General features: G+C 70.1%; 19 protein-coding genes and 1 riboswitch. Of the genes, 10 read left to right on the top strand and 9 right to left on the bottom strand.

From position 1 onward, the window contains the following. Positions 1 to 99: 99 nt before the first annotated feature. Complete coding sequence (locus BLR04_RS24915; RefSeq protein WP_245740479.1) at positions 100 to 906, bottom strand: SAM hydrolase/SAM-dependent halogenase family protein; 807 nt, start codon at positions 904 to 906, stop codon at positions 100 to 102. Between the two features lie 93 nt (positions 907 to 999). On the opposite strand from BLR04_RS24915, the gene BLR04_RS24910 reads away from it, so the two are divergent. Both BLR04_RS24910 and otsB read left to right on the top strand, forming a co-directional pair. Beyond that, positions 1,000 to 1,269 carry a DUF3263 domain-containing protein gene (locus BLR04_RS24910; protein ID WP_090769599.1) on the top strand — a complete coding sequence of 90 codons (270 nt, stop codon included), beginning with the start codon at positions 1,000 to 1,002 and terminating at the stop codon, positions 1,267 to 1,269. 40 nt (positions 1,270 to 1,309) lie between these two features. Then, positions 1,310 to 2,080 carry a trehalose-phosphatase gene (gene otsB, locus BLR04_RS24905; protein ID WP_090769597.1) on the top strand — a complete coding sequence of 257 codons (771 nt, stop codon included), beginning with the start codon at positions 1,310 to 1,312 and terminating at the stop codon, positions 2,078 to 2,080. Positions 2,081 to 2,095: 15 nt separating this feature from the next. Here otsB and BLR04_RS24900 read toward each other — a convergent pair whose 3' ends face one another. Continuing rightward, positions 2,096 to 3,259, bottom strand: coding sequence for an MFS transporter (locus tag BLR04_RS24900; protein ID WP_143022183.1), 1,164 nt, complete (start codon positions 3,257 to 3,259; stop codon positions 2,096 to 2,098). 220 nt (positions 3,260 to 3,479) lie between these two features. Beyond that, the gene (locus BLR04_RS24895; RefSeq protein WP_090769592.1) at positions 3,480 to 4,904 is read right to left on the bottom strand and encodes an alpha,alpha-trehalose-phosphate synthase (UDP-forming); all 1,425 of its coding nucleotides are present in this window, start codon (positions 4,902 to 4,904) and stop codon (positions 3,480 to 3,482) included. A 100-nt stretch (positions 4,905 to 5,004) separates the two neighbouring features. Here BLR04_RS24895 and BLR04_RS24890 point away from each other — a divergent pair, with 100 nt between their 5' ends. From BLR04_RS24890 to groL, 5 genes are all read left to right on the top strand, one after another. Beyond that, positions 5,005 to 5,559, top strand: coding sequence for an RNA polymerase sigma factor (locus tag BLR04_RS24890; RefSeq protein ID WP_090769590.1), 555 nt, complete (start codon positions 5,005 to 5,007; stop codon positions 5,557 to 5,559). A gap of 79 nt (positions 5,560 to 5,638) precedes the next feature. Then, positions 5,639 to 5,780: riboswitch (SAM riboswitch) on the top strand. A 13-nt stretch (positions 5,781 to 5,793) separates the two neighbouring features. After that, complete coding sequence (thrC, locus tag BLR04_RS24885) at positions 5,794 to 7,026, top strand: threonine synthase (RefSeq protein WP_090769587.1); 1,233 nt, start codon at positions 5,794 to 5,796, stop codon at positions 7,024 to 7,026. A gap of 24 nt (positions 7,027 to 7,050) precedes the next feature. Further along, complete coding sequence (locus BLR04_RS24880) at positions 7,051 to 7,326, top strand: MoaD/ThiS family protein (protein ID WP_090769585.1); 276 nt, start codon at positions 7,051 to 7,053, stop codon at positions 7,324 to 7,326. 243 nt (positions 7,327 to 7,569) lie between these two features. After that, positions 7,570 to 7,770 carry a cold-shock protein gene (locus tag BLR04_RS24875; RefSeq protein WP_090769583.1) on the top strand — a complete coding sequence of 67 codons (201 nt, stop codon included), beginning with the start codon at positions 7,570 to 7,572 and terminating at the stop codon, positions 7,768 to 7,770. 327 nt (positions 7,771 to 8,097) lie between these two features. Further along, positions 8,098 to 9,723, top strand: a complete 1,626-nt coding sequence (gene groL / locus BLR04_RS24870) for a chaperonin GroEL (protein WP_090769581.1) — start codon at positions 8,098 to 8,100, stop codon at positions 9,721 to 9,723. 157 nt (positions 9,724 to 9,880) lie between these two features. Here the strand turns inward: groL and BLR04_RS24865 are convergent, their stop codons facing one another. Further along, a complete protein-coding gene (locus BLR04_RS24865; RefSeq protein ID WP_090769579.1) occupies positions 9,881 to 10,411 on the bottom strand; it encodes a YbhB/YbcL family Raf kinase inhibitor-like protein in 531 nt (176 codons plus the stop codon). 64 nt (positions 10,412 to 10,475) lie between these two features. After that, positions 10,476 to 12,476 (bottom strand): HelD family protein, encoded by a 2,001-nt coding sequence (locus BLR04_RS24860; RefSeq protein WP_090769577.1) that lies wholly within the window; start codon positions 12,474 to 12,476, stop codon positions 10,476 to 10,478. A gap of 121 nt (positions 12,477 to 12,597) precedes the next feature. On the opposite strand from BLR04_RS24860, the gene BLR04_RS24855 reads away from it, so the two are divergent. Further along, positions 12,598 to 12,927 (top strand): hypothetical protein, encoded by a 330-nt coding sequence (locus tag BLR04_RS24855; protein ID WP_143022182.1) that lies wholly within the window; start codon positions 12,598 to 12,600, stop codon positions 12,925 to 12,927. 251 nt (positions 12,928 to 13,178) lie between these two features. On the opposite strand, the gene BLR04_RS24850 is transcribed toward BLR04_RS24855, so the two are convergent. The 4 genes from BLR04_RS24850 to BLR04_RS24835 form a co-directional block, all read right to left on the bottom strand. Further along, positions 13,179 to 14,831, bottom strand: a complete 1,653-nt coding sequence (locus BLR04_RS24850) for a DNA repair helicase XPB (RefSeq protein ID WP_090769573.1) — start codon at positions 14,829 to 14,831, stop codon at positions 13,179 to 13,181. Between the two features lie 108 nt (positions 14,832 to 14,939). Next, the gene (locus BLR04_RS24845) at positions 14,940 to 15,278 is read right to left on the bottom strand and encodes a hypothetical protein (RefSeq protein WP_143022181.1); all 339 of its coding nucleotides are present in this window, start codon (positions 15,276 to 15,278) and stop codon (positions 14,940 to 14,942) included. Positions 15,279 to 15,427: 149 nt separating this feature from the next. Then, positions 15,428 to 16,066 carry a response regulator gene (locus tag BLR04_RS24840; protein ID WP_090769569.1) on the bottom strand — a complete coding sequence of 213 codons (639 nt, stop codon included), beginning with the start codon at positions 16,064 to 16,066 and terminating at the stop codon, positions 15,428 to 15,430. Beyond that, a complete protein-coding gene (locus BLR04_RS24835) occupies positions 16,063 to 17,166 on the bottom strand; it encodes a sensor histidine kinase (protein ID WP_218129144.1) in 1,104 nt (367 codons plus the stop codon). Before BLR04_RS24835 ends, BLR04_RS24840 begins: the two co-directional genes overlap by 4 nt. A gap of 112 nt (positions 17,167 to 17,278) precedes the next feature. Here BLR04_RS24835 and BLR04_RS24830 point away from each other — a divergent pair, with 112 nt between their 5' ends. Beyond that, positions 17,279 to 18,016 carry an ABC transporter ATP-binding protein gene (locus BLR04_RS24830; protein WP_090769568.1) on the top strand — a complete coding sequence of 246 codons (738 nt, stop codon included), beginning with the start codon at positions 17,279 to 17,281 and terminating at the stop codon, positions 18,014 to 18,016. Continuing rightward, entirely contained in the window at positions 18,013 to 18,780 is a 768-nt protein-coding gene (locus BLR04_RS24825) for an ABC transporter permease (protein ID WP_090769566.1), read from the top strand. Before BLR04_RS24830 ends, BLR04_RS24825 begins: the two co-directional genes overlap by 4 nt. Positions 18,781 to 18,786: the final 6 nt, after the last annotated feature.

Genomic DNA, 18,786 nt, shown 5'->3' with positions numbered 1-18,786 from the left:
GAGGGGGCGCCCGATCAGTGCGTGCATTCTGACATGCGACCGGCCAGTCAATCCGACGCTTCAGTAAACAGCCCGATACGCGGAGTAGTTCCTATTTGTCTAGTCGATGGGTGAAAGTCGGACATGTGCACCGGGCGGCAGTCCCAGCCGCTCCGCCGCGTCCCCCGAGTTGACCGCGATCGCGACCAGCCCCGCCGAGTCGGCGAACGCCACCAGCTCGCCGGGCGGCACGGCCGCGTACGTCTCCCGGTACGGCAGCGTCAGCTGCCGCCGCCCCAGCCACACCACCAGCGTGTCGCCCACCCGCACGCCCAGCGCCCGCACGTCGCCTGCCGTGATCGACAGCTGCGCGTTGCCGTAGCGGTCGACCGAGACCACCTCGCCCTCCACCGAGCCGTCGCGCAGCACCGAGGTCGGCTCGGGCAGCGTGACGAGGCGGGACACCGGTATCTCAGGCCCCAGCTCGGCCGTCCGCAGCCCGCCGTACAGCCGCGCCGCGACCGGCGCGAGCACGTCGCGGCCCGGGAAGGTGGGCGAGACCGGCCGCAGGAAGAGCTCCTCGTTGGAGATCTCGTACGCCGTCCGCGCGCCGCCGCAGGCGTGCAGGGCCCACGACAGCAGGCCGTTGTCGGGGCCGATGAAGACCCGGCCACCCGCCTCGATCGCCACCGCGCGCCGGGAGCCGCCCGTGCCGGGATCGACGACGCCGATGTGGACGCCCTCGGGCAGGTAAGGGATCGTCTGGGCGAGAACAGCCGCGCCGCGGCGTACGTCACCGGCGGGGATCAGATGGCACACGTCGATCACCCGCGCCTCGGGGGCGATCCTGGCGATCACCCCGTGGCAGGCGGCCACGTAACCGTCCTCGAGACCGTAGTCGGTGAGGAGCGTGATGACAGAGGTCACACTTCGTGACTGTACGTCTCGGTATCCGTCGTCAACAACCTGACCCCCGCACATTACGATGGGCGGGCGCGCGTTCCTTGTGAGGAGGACACCATGGGAACTCCCGACGAACCCGCCCTGTCCCCACGCGAGATCGAGCTCCTCGCCTTCGAGCGTCACTGGTGGCGTCAGGCGGGCGCCAAGGAGCAGGCCATCAAGGAGACCTTCGGCATCTCGGCCACCCGCTACTACCAGCTGCTCGGCGGGCTCATCGACCGTCCTGAGGCGTTGCAGCACGACCCCATGCTGGTCAAGCGGCTGCGCCGGTTACGGGCCACCCGCCAGCGCGACCGCGCGGCGCGAAACCTGGGCATGCGTCCCTGACCGGCTGGGTAAAGGGTGCCGGGTGAAGAACTTCCCTGGAATGGAAGCGATACTGAACGACCCGTCGGGCGCGGTGATCGGGCTCGACTTCGACGGCACCCTGGCGCCGATCGTGCCCGACCCGGCCAGGGCGGCGATCCACCCCAAGGCCCCCGAGGTCCTGGCCGAGCTCGCCTCCCACGGGCTCTCGGTCGTCATCGTGACCGGCCGGCCTCCGGCGACCGTTCTGGAGCTCGGCCCTGGGCTCGCCGAGGTGCCGCGGCTCGTCGTCCTCGGTCACTACGGCTTCGAACGCTGGGAGGACGGACGCGTCACCGCGCCGCCGCCACCGCCGGGGATGCCGCACGTCAAGGCCGAGCTGCCGCTGCTGATCGGCTCGCTCCGCCTCGACGGGGTGACCGTCGAGGACAAGGGCCGGTCCGTGGCCGTGCACACCCGGCGGGCCGCCGACCCCGACGGCGCGCTGGCGGCGTTGCGTGAGCCGCTCACGAAGCTGGCCGGTGAACACGGTCTCGTGATCGAGCCCGGCCGGATGGTGCTTGAGCTGCGGGCGCCCGGCATGGACAAAGGGCACGCGCTCGGCCTCTTCCTGGCCGAGCGGGGGGCGCGGTCGGTCCTGTTCGCGGGTGACGACCTCGGTGACCTGGCCGCCTTCGAGGCTGTTCGCGGGTCCGGGCTGCCAGGGGTGACCGTGTGCAGCGGCTCCACGGAGGTGGTCGCGCTGGCCGAACAGGCCGACATCGTCGTCGACGGGCCCGACGGCGTTGTGGCACTGCTCGCCGAACTGGCCTCGGTCTTCAGCCACCCCTGATCCCGTACGGCGTGCTCAGCCGCGGCGGGCGGAGGCGAGCACCCCGGTGACGGCCAGGCCGATGAGGACTGGAACCATCAGGAACGCGGTGACGGTGCCGAACCCGTCGGAGAGTGCGCCGAGTGCCAGCGGGCCGACCGCGATGGCCGCGCCCGCCCAGATCGGCGAGGCCGCCGCCGCGAGGTCGGTCCGGCCGCCCGACCCGGCGATCAGCCCGGTCATCGCCAGCGGGAAGTGCAGCGCCGCGCCGACCCCGCACAGCGCCAGCCCGGCGAACGACAGCACGGGCACGGTGCTGAGCCAGAACACCAGCCAGCCGGCGCAGGCCGTCGCGAGCGCCCCGGTGAACAGCGGCGCGGGTGGCAGCCGGAGCGCCAGCTGCGCCCCGGCGAACCGGCCCGCCGCCAGGCCGCCGGTGAACGCCGTCAACCCCGTGGCCGCCGCGGCCGGGCTCACACCCGTACGGACGGAGAACAGCTCGGCCGCCCACAGGTTGAACGTGAACTCCAGCGCCACGCAGCAGAACAACACCAGGCCCGCCATGTAGAAGCGCCATCCCGGCCGCCCCGCAGGGGCCGCCGCGACGTCCGCCGCCCGGGGGCGTGCGGCGGGCCAGACCCGTCCCATCGTGAGCGCGAGCACCACACTGGCGACGGGGGTGACCACCAGCGCCGCACGCCAGCCGAGGGCGGACTGGGCGACCATGCTCAGGACGAACGTCACCCCCATGCCGGCCAGGACGCCGACCGCGTTGGCCTCGCTGAGCGCCGCCGCGCCCTGCGGGCCGTGGTGGTCGCTGAGCGCGGCCATGGCCGTGTAGAGCATGAACGCGCCGAAGCCGCCGGAGACCGCGTAGCCCAGCAGCGTCACGGCCAGGGCGTCGGTCGACAGGACCATGAGCACGCCGACGTTCATGCCGGCCATGCCCGTCCAGGTCGTCACGCGTCGGCCCAGCCGGCGGGTGAGCGCGGGGAGCGCGAGGCCGGCCGCGACGGTGCCGAGGGCCATGGCGGTGCCGTGCAGCCCGGCGACGGTGGCCGAGGTGCCCTGATCGGCCCGCAGCAGCGGCACCGCCGCGCTCAACGCGTACACAAAGCTCGCGAACGTGGCGAGCAGCAGGTAGACGAGCCAGGTCGGCCGGTCTCTGACAAGTCGAACACGCGGCAGGACCGACGTCACCCGGCAACCCCCTGAGGGCGAGACAGAGACCTCCCATGCTAAACACCCACACCCCACCCGCCCACCCCCGAAACGGACCTGGCCGCTCCGACGGGCGGTGAGGATCCTGCACCCGTCCAGGCTCAGGACCGGCCCCGGTGCTTCGAGGGGCGGTGGGGCGCGCTCGCGCCGGCTGCCGGAACCCGAGGGTGGCCCGGCGGTGGTGAGGTGGGTGGCTTCGTCAGGTGAGGGCGTCGAGTTGGGTGGTCAGCCATTCGCGTGGAGGCAGGGCGGTGGCGGCGGCGTGGAGGCGGTCGCGGCGGGTGCGTCGTTCGTCCTCCGGCATGATCAGTGCGCGGTGCAGGGCGTCAGCGGTGCCGGTGATGTCGTACGGGTTGACGAGCAGCGCGTCGGGCCCGAGCTCGGCCGCCGCGCCCGCCTCCCGCGACAGCACCAGCGCGCAGCGCGGCGACAGCACCGGCCCCTCCTTGGCGACCAGGTTCATGCCGTCGCGGATCGGGTTGACCAGCAGCACGTCGGCCATCCGGTACGCGGCCAGCGAGCGCGGATAGTCGTCGTCGACGTTGAGGATCAGCGGGTCCCAGTCCTCGGTGGCGTAGGCGTCCTCGATCTCCTGGGCGCAGCGCTGCACCGACGCGGTGTACTCGCGGTATTCGGGCAGGTCGTGCCGGCTCGGGTAGGCGAAGGCGAGGTGGACGACGCGCCCGTGCCATTCGGGGTGGGCCGCGAGGAACTCGCCGTAGGCCACGAGCCCGCGCACGATGTTCTTCGACAGCTCCGTACGGTCGATGCGGACGATCAGCTTGCGCTCGCCCACCTGCTCGCGCAGCGCCGCCATGTGCGACTCGACGTCGGGTTCGGCCGCCCGCCGCCGGAGCGCCTGGCCGTCGACGCCGAGGGGGTGCACGCCGATGCGGGTCGTACGGTCCCGGTGGGTGACCGTGCGCGCGGCGCGGTCGACGTCGGCGCCCAGCAGCCGCTCGCAGCAGTCCATGAACGCCTGCGCCCACCGGTCGGTGAGGAACCCGGCGTGGTCGGCGCCGAGCACCCCCTCCAGCACCTCGCCGGCCACCTCGTCGGGCAGCAGCGAGAAGTACTCGGGCGGCGCCCACGGGGTGTGGCTGAAGTGGGAGATACGCAGGTCAGGACGCTCGGCGCGGAGCATCGCCGGGGTCAGCGTCAGGTGGTAGTCCTGCACCATCACGCGGGCCCCGTGCCCGGCCTCCTCGGCCAGCGCGAGCGCGAACGCGCCGTTGTAGTCGCGGTACGACTCCCACTCGCGCGCGAACTTCGTGCCGAAGCTGGGCGCGTTGGGGATGTCGTAAAGCAGGTGGTTGACGAACCAGAGGGTGGAGTTGGCCACGGCGTTGTAGGCGCGGTGGAAGGTGGCCGGCGCGATGTCGAGCATCCGCACCGGCCCGGTGTCGTAGCCGGCCTGGTCGACCCGTCCCCCTGGAGCCTGGCGTACGGCGCTGCGGTCGCCGTCGGACAGGGCGGCGCAGACCCACAGCACGCCGTCGTCCTTGGCCACGCCGGACAGCCCGGAGACGAGGCCTCCGCCGCCGCGTCTCATCGTCAGCTCGCCGCCGTCGGAGACGGTGAAGGAGACCGGCCCTCTGTTGGAGGCCACCAGGACACTGTTCATCGACTACCTCCAAGGAAACCGGGCAATGAGGGGGAGGGTTGGGATTCCTTCTCCGGGAGGAGGGAGTCAACCTGGCTCCCTTCGATCTAGGATCCCAGCTATGGCGCTTGATGAGCTAACCGAGGAACTCGCCCGCTCCGCAGCCGCCGGGGATCACCGCGCGCTCGGGGAGCTCCTGGCCCGGATCGAGCCCGACGTGCTGCGCCACTGCGCCCGGATCCTGCCGTACCACCAGGACGCCGAGGAGGCGGCCCAGGACACCCTGCTGGCCGTGGCCCGCAACATCGGGCGCTTCGAGGGGCGGGCCAGGTTCAGCACCTGGCTGCACATCGTCACGGCCAACTGCGCGCGGACGACGTACCGGTCGCTCAAGCGGCGGGCGGCCGAGCAGAGTTCCGACGAGCTGCCCATGCAGAAGCCCGACGTGCGCCGGGTCAGCGTGATCGCCGGCTCGCGGCTCGACCTGCTCGACGCGATGGAGGCGCTGGAGGCCGACAAGCCCGACCTCGCGCAGGCGCTGGTGCTGCGCGACATCGTCCAGCTCGACTACAGCGAGGTGGCCGACCAGCTCGGCATCCCGCTCGGCACCGCGAAGTCCCGCATCCATCAGGCCCGCAAGTACGTGCAGGGGGTGCTCGGCGAGGACTATCGCTGAGACAGATCATTCCGCATGGTGAGACGGGTGCTCATTCCTGCCACTTGAGCGGGTACAGTCCTTCTCAACAACTTCATATTGCTCATCCAGAGGGGTGGAGGGACCGGCCCAGCGAAGCCCCGGCAACCCTCCCGGCTTGTGACTCGCGACCTGGCGAGGCCGACCGGGACAAGGTGCCAATTCCGGTTCGCGGTCAAGGTGGCCGTGGGCGAAGATGAGGGAAGGCCTCGCTTCATGTCGCTTGACTTTGGTCCTGCTGTCGCTCTGTCCTGCCGTGAGTGCGGCGCGCGTTATCCCCTCGGCCCCGTGTTCGCGTGCGAGGAGTGTTTCGGGCCGCTCGAGGCGGCCTACGAATTCGGGGAAGTGACGCGGGCCGACATCGAATCCGGCCCCGCCAGCATCTGGCGTTACCGGGCGCTGCTCCCCGTCCCTGCCGACGTGACCAGCAAGCCCAACATGAACCCCGGCTGGACCCGCCTGGTCAAGGCCGGCAACCTCGGGCGGACGCTGGGCATCAAGTCCCTCTACGTGAAGGACGACTCGGGCAATCCCACCCACTCCTTCAAGGACCGGGTGGTCGCGATGGCCGTCGAGGCGGCGCGCAATTTCGGCTTCCACACCCTCTCCTGCTCCTCCACGGGCAACCTGGCGGGCGCGGTCACGGCCGCGGCGGCGCGGGCGGGCCTGGAGGCATGCGTGTTCATCCCGGCCAACCTGGAGAAGGCCAAGATCGCCATGGCCCGCGTGTTCGGCGGGCGGCTCATCGGCATCGAGGGCACCTACGACGACGTCAACCGGTTCTGCTCCGAGCTGATCGGCGACCCGATGGGCGACAAGTGGGGCTTCGTCAACGTCAACCTGCGGCCGTACTACGCCGAGGGATCCAAGACGCTGGCGTACGAGATCGCCGAGCAGCTGGGCTGGCGGCTGCCTGAGCAGATCATCATCCCCATCGCCTCCGGCTCCCAGCTCACGAAGATCGACAAGGGCTTCAAGGAGCTGATCGCGCTGGGCCTGGTGGAGGACACCCCGTACAAGATCTTCGGGGCGCAGGCCCAGGGGTGCTCGCCGGTGTCGACCGCGTACAAGGCGGGGCACGACGTCGTGCAGCCGGTCAAGCCCGACACCATCGCCAAGTCGCTGGCCATCGGCAACCCGGCCGACGGGCCGTACGTGCTGGACATCGCGCGGCGCACCGGCGGTGCGGTCGAGGACGTCACCGACGCCGAGATCGTGCGCGCGATCAAGCTGCTCGCCTCGACCGAGGGCGTCTTCGCCGAGACGGCGGGCGGCGTGACGGTCGGCGTGCTGAAGAAACTCACCGAGACCGGACAGCTCGACCCAGAGGCGCTCACCGTGGTGCTCAACACCGGCGACGGCCTGAAGACGCTCGACGCGATCAGCGACGACGCCGAACCCACGGCCGTGATCAAGCCCTCTCTCGACGCGTACCGCGCGACTGTCTGACAACCAGGAAAGGCAAGTTCAACCATGAGCGTTTCTGTGCGGATTCCCACCATTCTGCGCACGTACACGGAGGGAAACGCGGAGGTCAGCAGCGAGGGCGCGACACTTCGCGACGTGCTCGCCAAGCTCGACTCCGACTACCCGGGCATCGGCGCGCGCATTCTCGATGAATCGGGCAAAATTCGACGTTTTGTGAACGTTTACGTGGGGGAAGAGGACGTCCGTTTCGTGGACGGACTGGACACTCCCGCGCCTGAGGGCGTGCAGATCTCCATCATCCCGGCGGTCGCCGGCGGCTGAGCGCGACAGGACTCCGCAACAGGAAGGCGCCCCTTGTGGGCGCCTTCCGCTTTTCTCCCTCATTTAAACTTGAACGAGTGTCTCTGTAGGAATAAAGAGTTCGCAGATTGACTCTGTTGCCAAACCCTGTGCCACAGGTATGGTCGAGGGCGATCGTCTCGGCTGATTTTCCGTTAAGTCGGACGATTGCAGGTCCCGCGGAGGAATGGGCGAGATCTGGGAGACAAGTAAGAGGAGTCGGAAGTGGCGCAGGGCACCGTCAAGTGGTTCAACGCGGACAAGGGCTACGGCTTCATCGCGGTAGACGGTGGAAAGGATGTATTCGTCCATTACTCAGCGATCCTGATGGACGGGTACCGGTCTCTCGAGCAGGGTCAGCGCGTCGAGTTCGAGATCTCGCAAGGTCAGAAGGGGCCGCAGGCGGAGTCCGTCCGCATGGTCTGATCGGCGGCCGCCGGTCGTCGCGGGGCGGGCTCGTACGGGAGCGCAGTCCGTGCGAGCCGCCACTCTTTGTCTCACCTGACTCTGGTACGGCGGGCCGCCGGGCGGCTCGCCGTACAGACTCGCTGACCTGGGGGGGAACCTCGGGCGGGGTGGTGTTCGCTTGCACTCGGCAGGGTAGAGTGCTAAACAGTTCGTTGGCACTCGACGCTGTCGAGTGCCAGCAGGGATCGAGACGATGGGGTCTGCCGAACGGAGATGCTGACCCATGCCGTCGCGGGCGTCGGCTCGGTCCACACAAGCCACCCTGCATCTGGGAGGTCTAGCCTTATGGCAGCCAAGATGATCGCGTTTGACGAGGACGCCCGGCGCGGTCTCGAGCGCGGCATGAACCAGCTCGCTGACGCCGTGAAGGTGACCCTCGGCCCCAAGGGCCGTAACGTCGTGCTGGAGAAGAAGTGGGGCGCTCCCACGATCACCAACGACGGTGTCTCCATCGCCAAGGAGATCGAGCTCGAGGACCCGTGGGAGAAGATCGGCGCCGAGCTGGTCAAGGAAGTCGCCAAGAAGACTGACGACGTCGCCGGCGACGGCACCACGACCGCCACCGTGCTCGCCCAGGCTCTGGTGCGCGAGGGCCTGCGCAACGTCGCCGCCGGCGCCAACCCGATGGCCCTGAAGAAGGGCATCGAGGCCGCCGTCGAGCGCGTCAGCGAGGAGCTCTCCAAGCTGGCCAAGGATGTGGAGACCAAGGAGCAGATCGCTTCCACCGCCTCCATCTCCGCCGCCGACCCTGAGATCGGCGCTCTCATCGCCGAGGCGATGGACAAGGTCGGCAAGGAAGGCGTCATCACCGTCGAGGAGAGCAACACCTTCGGCCTCGAGCTCGAGCTCACCGAGGGTATGCGCTTCGACAAGGGCATGACGTCGATGTACTTCGTCACCGACTCCGACCGCATGGAAGCGGTCCTCGAGGACCCGTACATCCTGATCGTCAACAGCAAGGTCTCCGCCAACAAGGACCTGCTGCCGCTGCTCGACAAGGTCGTCCAGTCGGGCAAGCCGCTGCTGATCATCGCTGAGGACGTCGAGGGCGAGGCCCTGGCCACCCTGGTCGTCAACAAGATCCGCGGCCTGTTCCGCTCCGTGGCCGTCAAGGCCCCGGGCTTCGGCGACCGCCGCAAGGCGATGCTGAACGACATCGCGATCCTGACCGGCGGTCAGGTCATCGCCGAGGAGGTCGGCCTCAAGCTCGAGACCGCCACCCTCGACCTGCTGGGCCGCGCCCGCAAGGTGGTCGTCACCAAGGACGAGACCACCATCGTCGACGGCGCCGGTGACGCCGAGCAGATCGCCGGCCGGGTCAGCGAGATCCGCGCCGAGATCGAGCGCACCGACTCCGACTACGACCGCGAGAAGCTCCAGGAGCGCCTGGCCAAGCTCGCCGGTGGCGTCGCCGTCATCAAGGCGGGTGCCGCGACCGAGGTCGAGCTCAAGGAGCGCAAGCACCGCATCGAGGACGCCGTTCGCAACGCGAAGGCGGCCGTCGAGGAGGGCATCGTCCCCGGCGGTGGTGTCGCGCTGCTGCAGGCCGGCGCCAAGGCGTTCGACAAGCTCGAGCTCCAGGGTGACGAGGCCACCGGTGCCGCGATCGTCCGCAAGGCGCTCGAGGAGCCGCTGAAGCAGATCGCCGTCAACGCCGGCCTCGAGGGCGGCGTCGTGGTCGAGCGCGTGCGCAACCTCACCCCGGGTGAGGGCCTCAACGCCGCCACGGGCGAGTACGTCAACATGTTCGACTCCGGCATCCTCGACCCGGCCAAGGTGACGCGCTCCGCGCTGCAGAACGCCGCTTCCATCGCGGCGCTCTTCCTCACCACCGAGGCTGTCATCGCCGAGAAGCCCGAGAAGAACGCCGCTGCTCCGGCCATGCCGGGCGGCGGCGACATGGACTTCTAAGTCCTTCGCGGCAAAGCTCAAACAAGAACGGCCCGGATCTCTCCGGGCCGTTTCTGTTTTCGGACGCCATGGCGCCCGGGGTCCGGCGGCGCTGGGCGCCGACGGGAGCGCCACACGCACGTCCCAGCGACGCTGCGCGCCGTCCGAGGTGGGGCGGTCAGACGCCGTAGTGGCCGATGATGTGGCCGCGGGCCAGGGTGTTGGCGGTGATGTTGAAGCCCACCACCGCGGGGCTGGCGTCGCTGTCGACGCCGAGCTTGTCGACGCCCAGGGCGTGCACCGTGAACACGTAGCGGTGCGGGTCACCGGGGGGCGGGGCCGAGCCGCCGTACGCCTTGATGCCGTAGTCGTTGCGGGCGTGCGTGGCGTCCTCGGGCAGGCCCTTGAAGTCGGGGCCGGTGCCCGCGCCCGTGGGCAGCTCGGTCACCGAGGCCGGCAGGTCGAACAGCACCCAGTGCCAGAATCCGCTGCCCGTCGGGGCGTCGGGGTCGAAGCAGGTGACGGCGTAGCCTCGGGTGCCCTCGGGGGCGCCCGACCAGCGCAGGTGGGGCGACTGGTTCTGGCCTGTCATGCCCCAGTCGTTGAAGACGTGGAGGTCGCTCAGCGTCTCGCCGTCGCGGACGTCGTCACTTTCGACGGTGAGCGAGGGGACCGACGGGAGATGTTCGTGGGGAAGGGGTGCGGGCACGGCGTCCTCCTAGGGTGAGAGCTGCTTGCCCCGCCATCCTAGAATCGGCCGCGCCCGCCCGATCTCACTCGGTCAGCATGGTGGGCAGCGGCTTGTCGTGCAGCACCGTGAGGGTGGTGACCGCTCGCGTCAGGACGACGTAGAGGCGGGCCAGGCCGCGGGGTTCGGCCTCGACGATGTCGGCTGGTTCGACGACGATGACGTGGTCGTACTCCAGGCCCTTGGCGAGGGTCGCGGGGACGACGAGCAGGCGGTGGTCCTCGGCGGAGTCGGGGTCGAGCACCGCGTGGGGCAGGTCGGCCAGCGCCGCCGAGACCTCGGCGACCCGCGCGTCCGGAACGATCACGCCGATGGAGCCCTCGCGTTCCAGCGCCTCCTTCGCGGCCACCGCCACCGAGCCGCCGGCGCGTACGGTGAGCGAGCCGGCGCCCGGGCGCAGCGAGCGCGGCGCGGCGAGGCCTGGGGCGATGGACGGGAGCAGCCGGGCGGCGTAGTCGAGCACCTCGCGCGGCACGCGGAAGCCGAGCGTCAGCTCCGTCACCGCGCCCTCGCGCTGGCCCAGGTGGTGCAGCACCGACTCCCACGAGCTGGTCGACCAGGCGGTCGTGCCCTGGGCGAGGTCGCCGAGCACGGTGGCCGAGCCGTTGCGGCAGCGCCGGCCGAGCGCGCGCAGCTGCATCTCGGAGAGGTCTTGGGCCTCGTCCACGACGAGGTGACCGAGGGACGGCGTGCGTTCCATGAGGTCGCGCAGCTCGTCGAGGAGGGCGGCGTCGGCGGCCGTCCACTTGGCGGATTTCCAGCTCCGGTACGGCTTCCGCCAGATCAGCATTTCCTGCTCGTCAGGCGACAAGTCGGACTTGGCGGCCTTGGCGAGGAACTCCGGGTCCGACAGCAGCCGGTAGAGCACCTGCTCGGGCACCAGCTTCGGCCACACCGCGTCCACCAGTTGCCGGACGGGCTTCGACCGCGCCACCGCGTCCTGGACCCGGTCGTCGGGCGACTCGCCGCGCTGCTCCATCCGGACCAGCACCATGTGCGCCAGCCGCTGCGCGAGCGCCGCCCGGCCCGGGTTGTAGCGCGTGGTGCCGCGCAGCGAGGCGACGATCTCGCGCACCTCGTGGTCGGCGACCCTGAAGCGGTAGGCGCCCTTCGTGAAGACGACGCCCTCCTCCGGCTTGACGATGTGCATCCACAGCGCGCGCTCGAGCACCGCGGCCATCCGGGCGTCGCCCTTCACCGCCGCGACGAGCGCGTCTTCCGGCGCCGCGTGGTCGCCGAGCATCCCGGCAACCGTGGTCTGGTCGACCTTGACCTCGCCGAGCGCGGGCAGCACGGAGGAGATGTAGGACAGGAAGGCCCGGTTGGGGCCCACGATCATGACGCCGGCCCTGGCCAGCCGCTCGCGGTGCGTGAACAGCAGGTAGGCGGCGCGGTGCAGGCCCACGGCGGTCTTCCCGGTGCCGGGCGCGCCCTGCACGCACACCGTCTGGGTCAGCGTGGAGCGGACGATCTCGTCCTGGTCGGGCTGGATGGTGGCGACGATGTCGCGCATGGGGCCCGTACGGGGGCGTTCGATCTCGTCCGTGAGGATCTTCGAGGGGCCGAGCTCGACGCCCTGGCCCAGGGGCTCGTCCTCGTACGCGGTGAGCGCGCCGCCGTGGTAGCCGAAGCGGCGCCGGCGTACGACGTTCATCGGGTCGGCCGGGCTGGCCTGGTAGAACGCGCGGGACACCGGCGCGCGCCAGTCGACGACCAGCGGCTTGCTGTGTCCGTCGTGCACGTGGCGGCGGCCGACGTAGATGATGCCGGGCAACTCGTCGTCGGCTTCACGGTCGAGCCGGCCGAAGAACAGCGGGGTGTCGGGGTGGTCGGCGAGCGCGGCCACCCGCTGGTCGAGCAGCGACTGGAGGATCTGCTGCGAGACCCAGTCGCCGGCCGCGTCGGCGGAGAGCGAACGCGCGTGCTCGCGCATGGCCGTGAGCGCGGCTCTGGACGCGGCCAGATGGGCCTGCTCGGCGGCGAGTACGCCGGAGGGTATGTCGGGTGCCAGCTGGTGTGCGGGCATGCGGAAGGGCCTCCCGGAGGTAGACGGAGGTGGTGGTCCTGGTAGCGAATCCGTCAGTTTAATCGCCACTTCGAGGACGCTCCAAAGCATTTACCGAGCGCGTGTTGGGTACACCGAGGAGGTGGTGCGGGTCCAGCTCGGTTTCTCGCCGGTCATCCCGACGATCGCGAGTTTCCTGCTCGCGATGCTCTGGGCGCTGTTGGTGTTCGCCGGATGGGGGTTGCAGGCGTTCTGCGAGGGCGGGGAGGCGACGTGCTCGCAGCGGCTCGGCACCGTGGCGGGCGTGTCGGGGTTCTTCGCCGTCGTGGCGGCCGCGTGCTCGGCGGGCGCGTGGCTGTTGCCGTCCTCGCGGCGCGACCGGCGCGCGTTCATCCGGACGATCAGCGCGGGCATGCTGGCCTGGGTCGTGGCGGAGGGCGTGTTGTTCGTCGGGGGCATGGTGGTGCGCTGACCTGTGTGATCACATATCCGACAGATCATCATGCTGGTTACATCATGGAAATACCGAAAAATTCGGGCATATCAGGTGGGTTTGGCGGATCATGGGGGTATGTCGCAGGCGGCGTGATAGTACGCAGGTGAGGGGGGTGGTTGGATTGTCTTCGACCCGCGGAGTCTCGTGGACCTGAAAGCACGACGGACGCCCGGCCGCTCGGCGCGAGCGGCCGGGCGTTCGGCTTTCCGGTAGCCGGGCGTTCGGCCTCAGGCCTCGTTCGCCACGTCGTCGGCGTCGATGATCTGGTACGCGTACCCCTGCTCGGCCAGGAACCGCTGGCGGTGGGCGGCGAACTCCTGGTCGACCGTGTCGCGGCTGACGACCGTGTAGAACCGCGCGCCCCCGCCGTCGGACTTCGGCCGCAGCACCCGTCCGAGCCGCTGCGCCTCCTCCTGGCGTGACCCGAACGTGCCCGACACCTGGATCGCGACGGCGGCCTCGGGCAGGTCGATGGAGAAGTTGGCCACCTTCGACACCACCAGCACCTGGATCTCCTTGTCGCGGAAGGCCTGGTAGAGGCGTTCGCGCTCCTTGATCCGGGTGTCGCCCTTGATCACCGGCGCGTTGAGGTGCTCGCCCAGCTCGTCGAGCTGGTCGATGTACTGGCCGATCACCAGGACCTGCTCGCCGAGGTGGCGGCGTACCAGCGCCTCGGTGACGCGGGTCTTCGACGGCGTGGTGGCGCAGAAGCGGTAGCGCTCCTCGGCCTCGGCCATCGCGTACGCCAGACGCTCGTCGTCGGTCAGCGTCACCCGCACCTCGACGCAGTCGGCGGGCGCGATCCAGCCCTGGTTCTCCATCTCCTTCCAGGGCGCGTCGTAGCGCTTGGGGCCGATCAGCGAGAACACGTCGCCCTCGCGGCCGTCCTCGCGTACCAGCGTCGCGGTCAGGCCGACGCGGCGGCGGGCCTGGAGGTCGGCGGTCATCCGGAAGATCGGCGCGGGGAGCAGGTGGACCTCGTCGTAGACGATCAGGCCCCAGTCGCGGGCGTCGAACAGCTCGAGGTGGCTGTAGACGCCTTTGCGGCGGGTGGTCATCACCTGGTACGTCGCGATGGTGACCGGGCGGATCTCCTTCTTCGTGCCGGAGTACTCGCCGATCTCGTCCTCGGTGAGGGACGTGCGCTTGAGCAGCTCGGTCTTCCACTGGTGGGCCGAGACCGTGTTGGTCACCATGATGAGCGTGGTGGCCTGGGCGTGCGCCATCGCGGCCGCGCCGACGATCGTCTTGCCCGCGCCGCACGGCAGCACGACGACGCCGGAGCCGCCGTTCCAGAACGCGTCGGACGCCTCGCGCTGGTAGGGGCGCAGCGACCAGCCCTCTTCCAGCAGCTTGATCGGGTGGTGCTCGCCGTCGACGTAACCGGCCAGGTCTTCGGCGGGCCAGCCCAGCTTGAGCAGGGCCTGCTTGACGTTGCCGCGGTCGCTCGGATGCACGACGACCGAGTCGTCGCCGAGCCGGTCGCCCAGCATCGGCTGGATCTTCTTGGAACGCAGCACCTCCGCCAGCACGGCCCGGTCGATGGAGGTCAGGACGAGGCCGTGGACGGGGTGCTTCTCCAGGCGCAACCGGCCGTACCGCGCCATGGTCTCGGCGATGTCGACGAGCAGGGCGTGCGGCACCGGATAGCGGCTGTAGCCGATCAGCGCGTCGATGACCTGCTCGGCGTCGTGGCCCGCGGCACGGGCGTTCCACAGCGCGAGCGGGGTGACGCGGTAGGTGTGGACGTGTTCGGGAGCGCGCTCGAGCTCGGCGAACGGCGCGATCGCCTTGCGGCACGCGTCGGCTCGCTCGTGGTCAACCTCGAGCAGCAGCGTCTTGTCCGATTGGACGATCAGCGGTCCGTCGCTCACTGGCATGTCTCCGTGGGGTCTGTGCGGGGCCTTGCGCAACAGGACCATCGTCTCCCGATCCCGGCTCTCCCGCTTCGACTCTCCAACAACGGCGCGGCCGTGATTAGTCCGCGGTCAGTCGTCGAGGCGGCCGGTGACACCCAGGAAGACGAACAGGGTGGCCATCACCAGGAGGCCGAGGCCGAAGATCGCCCAGCTGCCGACCAGCAGGCCGCGGGCCGTCTGCGGCTGCGTCGTGGCCCTCTGGAGCGCCAGGACGGCGAGGACCGCTCCGCCCACTCCGAAGATGTTGCAGCAGCCGACGACGGACAGCAGGTTGAGCACGAGCGCGACGATGGCCTGGGCCGTTGGTCCTCCGTCGCGCGGGGGCGGAGGCGGGCCGTAGCCGTGTCCAGGGGGCGGCTGCTCGCCGTAGGGCGCGCCGTAGGGGATGTAAGGGGGTTCCTGGCTCACGTCCACCTTCAGGGGGCTGGGGTGTGCAAGATCTCACGATAGCCCGATAAATCGTGGGATACCGGCTCTGCGGAGAAGCAGGACTCAGAGGCCAGCGACGCCGGTGATGCGGTGCAGGGCGAAGCGGTGCACACGTGCGAGCGTTCCGGTCAGGGCAGGATGCCTTCGTGCAGCGCGCGGAGTACGGCGTTGGTACGGTCGCGGGCGTCGAGTTTGAGCAGGATCGTGGAGACATGGTTCTTCACCGTGCCTTCGGCCAGGAACAGCGCGCCGGCGATCTCGCGATTGCTGTAGCCCTCGGCCACGAGCCGCAGCACCTCCAGCTCCCGTTCGGTGAGCTCCTGTCCCGGCGGCGCGCCGGACGGTGACGGCCCGGAGCGGATGGCGCGCAGCAGCCGGTCGGTGATCGAGGGGGCGATGAGCGTGCCGCCGCCGGCCAGGGTGCGCACCGCGCGGGTCAGCTGCTCCAGGGTCACGTCCTTGAGCAGGTAGCCGCGCGCGCCCGCCCTGAGCGCCTCCAGCACGAGGACGTCGTCGTTGAACGTCGTCAGGACGAGGACCGGCGTCTCGACGCCGAGCTCCCGGAGGCGCTGCAAGGTCCAGATGCCGTCGTACCGGGGCATTCTCAGGTCGAGCAACACCACGTCCGGCGTGGCGGACGCGATGACGTCGAGTGCCGCGCGCCCGTCGTCGGCCTCACCGACGACGTCGACCTCGGCGATCTCCAGCAGGCTGCGGATGCCCTGCCGGACGAGGGTCTGGTCGTCGACCACCACGACGCGGGTCACGACGCCGGCGCCCGGGCGATGACCTGGAAGCCGCGCCGGCCGTCGATGCGCACGTCGCCGTCGAGCGCCTCGAACCGCTCGACCAGTCCCCTCAGCCCGTTGCCGAGGATCGGGTCGAGGGCGCCGCGGCCGTCGTCGGTGGCGGTCAGGCGTACCGCGTCGCCGTCCGGTGCGATCTCGATCCACAGCTCGCGTGCGTCGGCGTGCCGGATCGTGTTGGTGACGACCTCCTGTACGGCTCGCACGAGCGCGGCGGTCGTCTCCTCACCGACCCGTACGCCCGGCGCGACCTCGATCGACACCTCGAGCCCTGGCAGGTCGCGCACGATCTGACGCAGGGCCGCCTCGAGGTCGGGGGACTCGGTGCGCATCCGGCCGACGGTGGCGCGTACGTCGGCCAGGAGGTCGCGGGCGACCCGGCCGGCGCGCTCGACATGCTCCCTGGCGCGTTCCCCGTCACGGTGACGCGCCGTCTCCAGCTCCAAGGTGAGGACGGTGAGCTGGTGTCCGATGAGGTCGTGCAGGTCGCGGGAGATCCGCAGCCGCTCGGCGGTACGTGCCGACTCCGACAGCAGCACGCTCGCGGCCTGCAGCTCGACGTGAGCCTCGGTCAGTTTCCCGCGCATCCGCTTCTCCCTTTGGTTCGCCAGGGAGCTCAGCAACGTCGCCACCTGGATGAGCGCGTAGAAGCCGGTCGTGAGGAGCGCGTCGGCGGCGCCGTAACCCGTCCGCAGCACGACCAGGACGAGCACCACGGTGTTGAGCGCCACCACGACGATGCCGGCCCACGTGGGCACGGCGTACACGCTGATCGCGGCGGCGACCACCAGCAGCACGGGCAGGAGTCCGGGCAGCGTCGCGGACGTCACCACCACCCACGCGGCCACGACCAGCGTCGCGAACGCGGTGTGCCGGACCCATCGCGGATGACGCGAGCCGCCCGCGACGAACACCGCGACGATGTACACCGCGAACACCGCGATCCACCAGGCCCGGGGGATGAACGTCTCGATCACGCCCAGCACGACCGGGCTGCCGACCACGGCGGACACGACGAACATGGCCACGCCCGACCACTCTTCCGGCCCGAGTCGACGCACGGAATCAATCTAACTCTTCCGATTCGGGCATCTCGGGTGCCGAAAGTCATGGGCGGAGGACCTGACCTTCGGCACGGGCGGGCGCCCCGTCGGCCTGCCTAACGTCGTCCGTATGGAAAGTGAACCCGCTGCGGTCGACGTCCGGAACCTCAGCAAGCGCTACGGCGGCATGCTCGCGGTGGACGACGTGAGCCTGCGCGTCGAGACAGGCGAGATCTTCGGCGTCCTCGGCACCAACGGGGCGGGCAAGACGACGACGGTGGAGATCATCGCGGGGCTGCGCAGGCCCGACGGCGGACACGTCCGCGTGCTCGGCCTCGATCCGCGGCGCGAGCGTGCGAAGGTCCGCCAGGTGCTGGGGGTCCAGCTCCAGCAGGCGCATCTGCACCATGCGCTGACGGTCGCCGAGCTCATCGACCTGTACGTCGGCTTCTACCCGAATCCGCGACCCGCCGGGGAACTGCTGGACCTCGTGGGGTTGACCCCGCAACGCACGACCCGGTTCGAGAAGCTCTCCGGCGGCCAGCAGCAGCGGCTGTCCATCGCGCTGGCCCTCGCCGGGCGTCCCAGGGTCGCGATCCTGGACGAGCTCACGACCGGGCTCGACCCGCGGGCGCGCAGAAAGGTGTGGGCCACGGTCGAGCAGCTCCGCGACGACAACGTCACCGTCGTGCTCGTGACGCACGCGATGGAGGAGGTGGAGCGGCTCTGCGACCGCGTCGCCCTCCTCGACGCCGGCCGGATCATCGCGCTCGACACACCCGCCGGGCTGGTCGCCCGCGCGGGAGCCGCGAACCTCGACGAGGCGTTCGTCGCCCTCTCGGGGAAGGAACTGGAGGAATCCGCATGAGCTCCCCGGTCATCGCCCGCCGTCCGGGCCTCGGCTCGTGGCTGACCCTGATCCGATGCGAGACGAAGATGGTCGTACGTGACACGGCCGGCCTCGTCGTGCCCATCGGGCTGCCGCTGCTGATCCTCATGATGAACTCGTCGGCGGCCGGCGGCGAGGTAGTGATCAACGGCCGCACCGCCCTGGACGTCTACGTCCTTCCCATGGTGATCACCATCGTCATGGCCACGATCGGGATCATCAACATGCCGAGCTTCCTGGCGTACTACCGGCGCTCCGGGATCCTGCGCCGCCTCTCGGTCACGCCGGCCTCGCCGGCCATGGTGCTGATCGCCCAGGTGGTCGTGAGCCTGCTGCAGACGGTCATCGGCATCGGGGCGGCGTTCGCCGTGGCCCTGCTGGTGTTCGACGCGAACCCCCCGCTGCGTCCGGCCGCGACGATCGGGGCCGCGCTGCTCGCCATGACGGCGATGTACGCGCTCGGCATGATCGTCGCCGCGGTGGCGCCGACCCCGAACTCGGCCGTGGCGATCGGGCTCGTCGCCTTCTTCGCCGTCGGCGCCCTCGGCGGGCTGTTCGGCGGTCGCGACTCCTTGCCGGACGTGCTGGCGCGGGCGGGGGAATGGCTCCCGTTCGGCGCCAGTGTCGAGGTCCTGCAGTCGGCCTGGGCCGGCGTCCCGACGGAACCGCTGCACCTGATCAGCCTCACCGCCACGATCGTGCTCGGCGGACTCGTCGCAGCCGTCTTCTTCCGCTGGGACTGATCGGCT

The organism is Nonomuraea maritima (genome assembly GCF_900100395.1).
Taxonomy (GTDB): domain Bacteria; phylum Actinomycetota; class Actinomycetes; order Streptosporangiales; family Streptosporangiaceae; genus Nonomuraea; species Nonomuraea maritima.
Note: the sequence above shows the minus strand (reverse complement) of the source record. Positions and strands in the feature narration are given on the sequence as shown.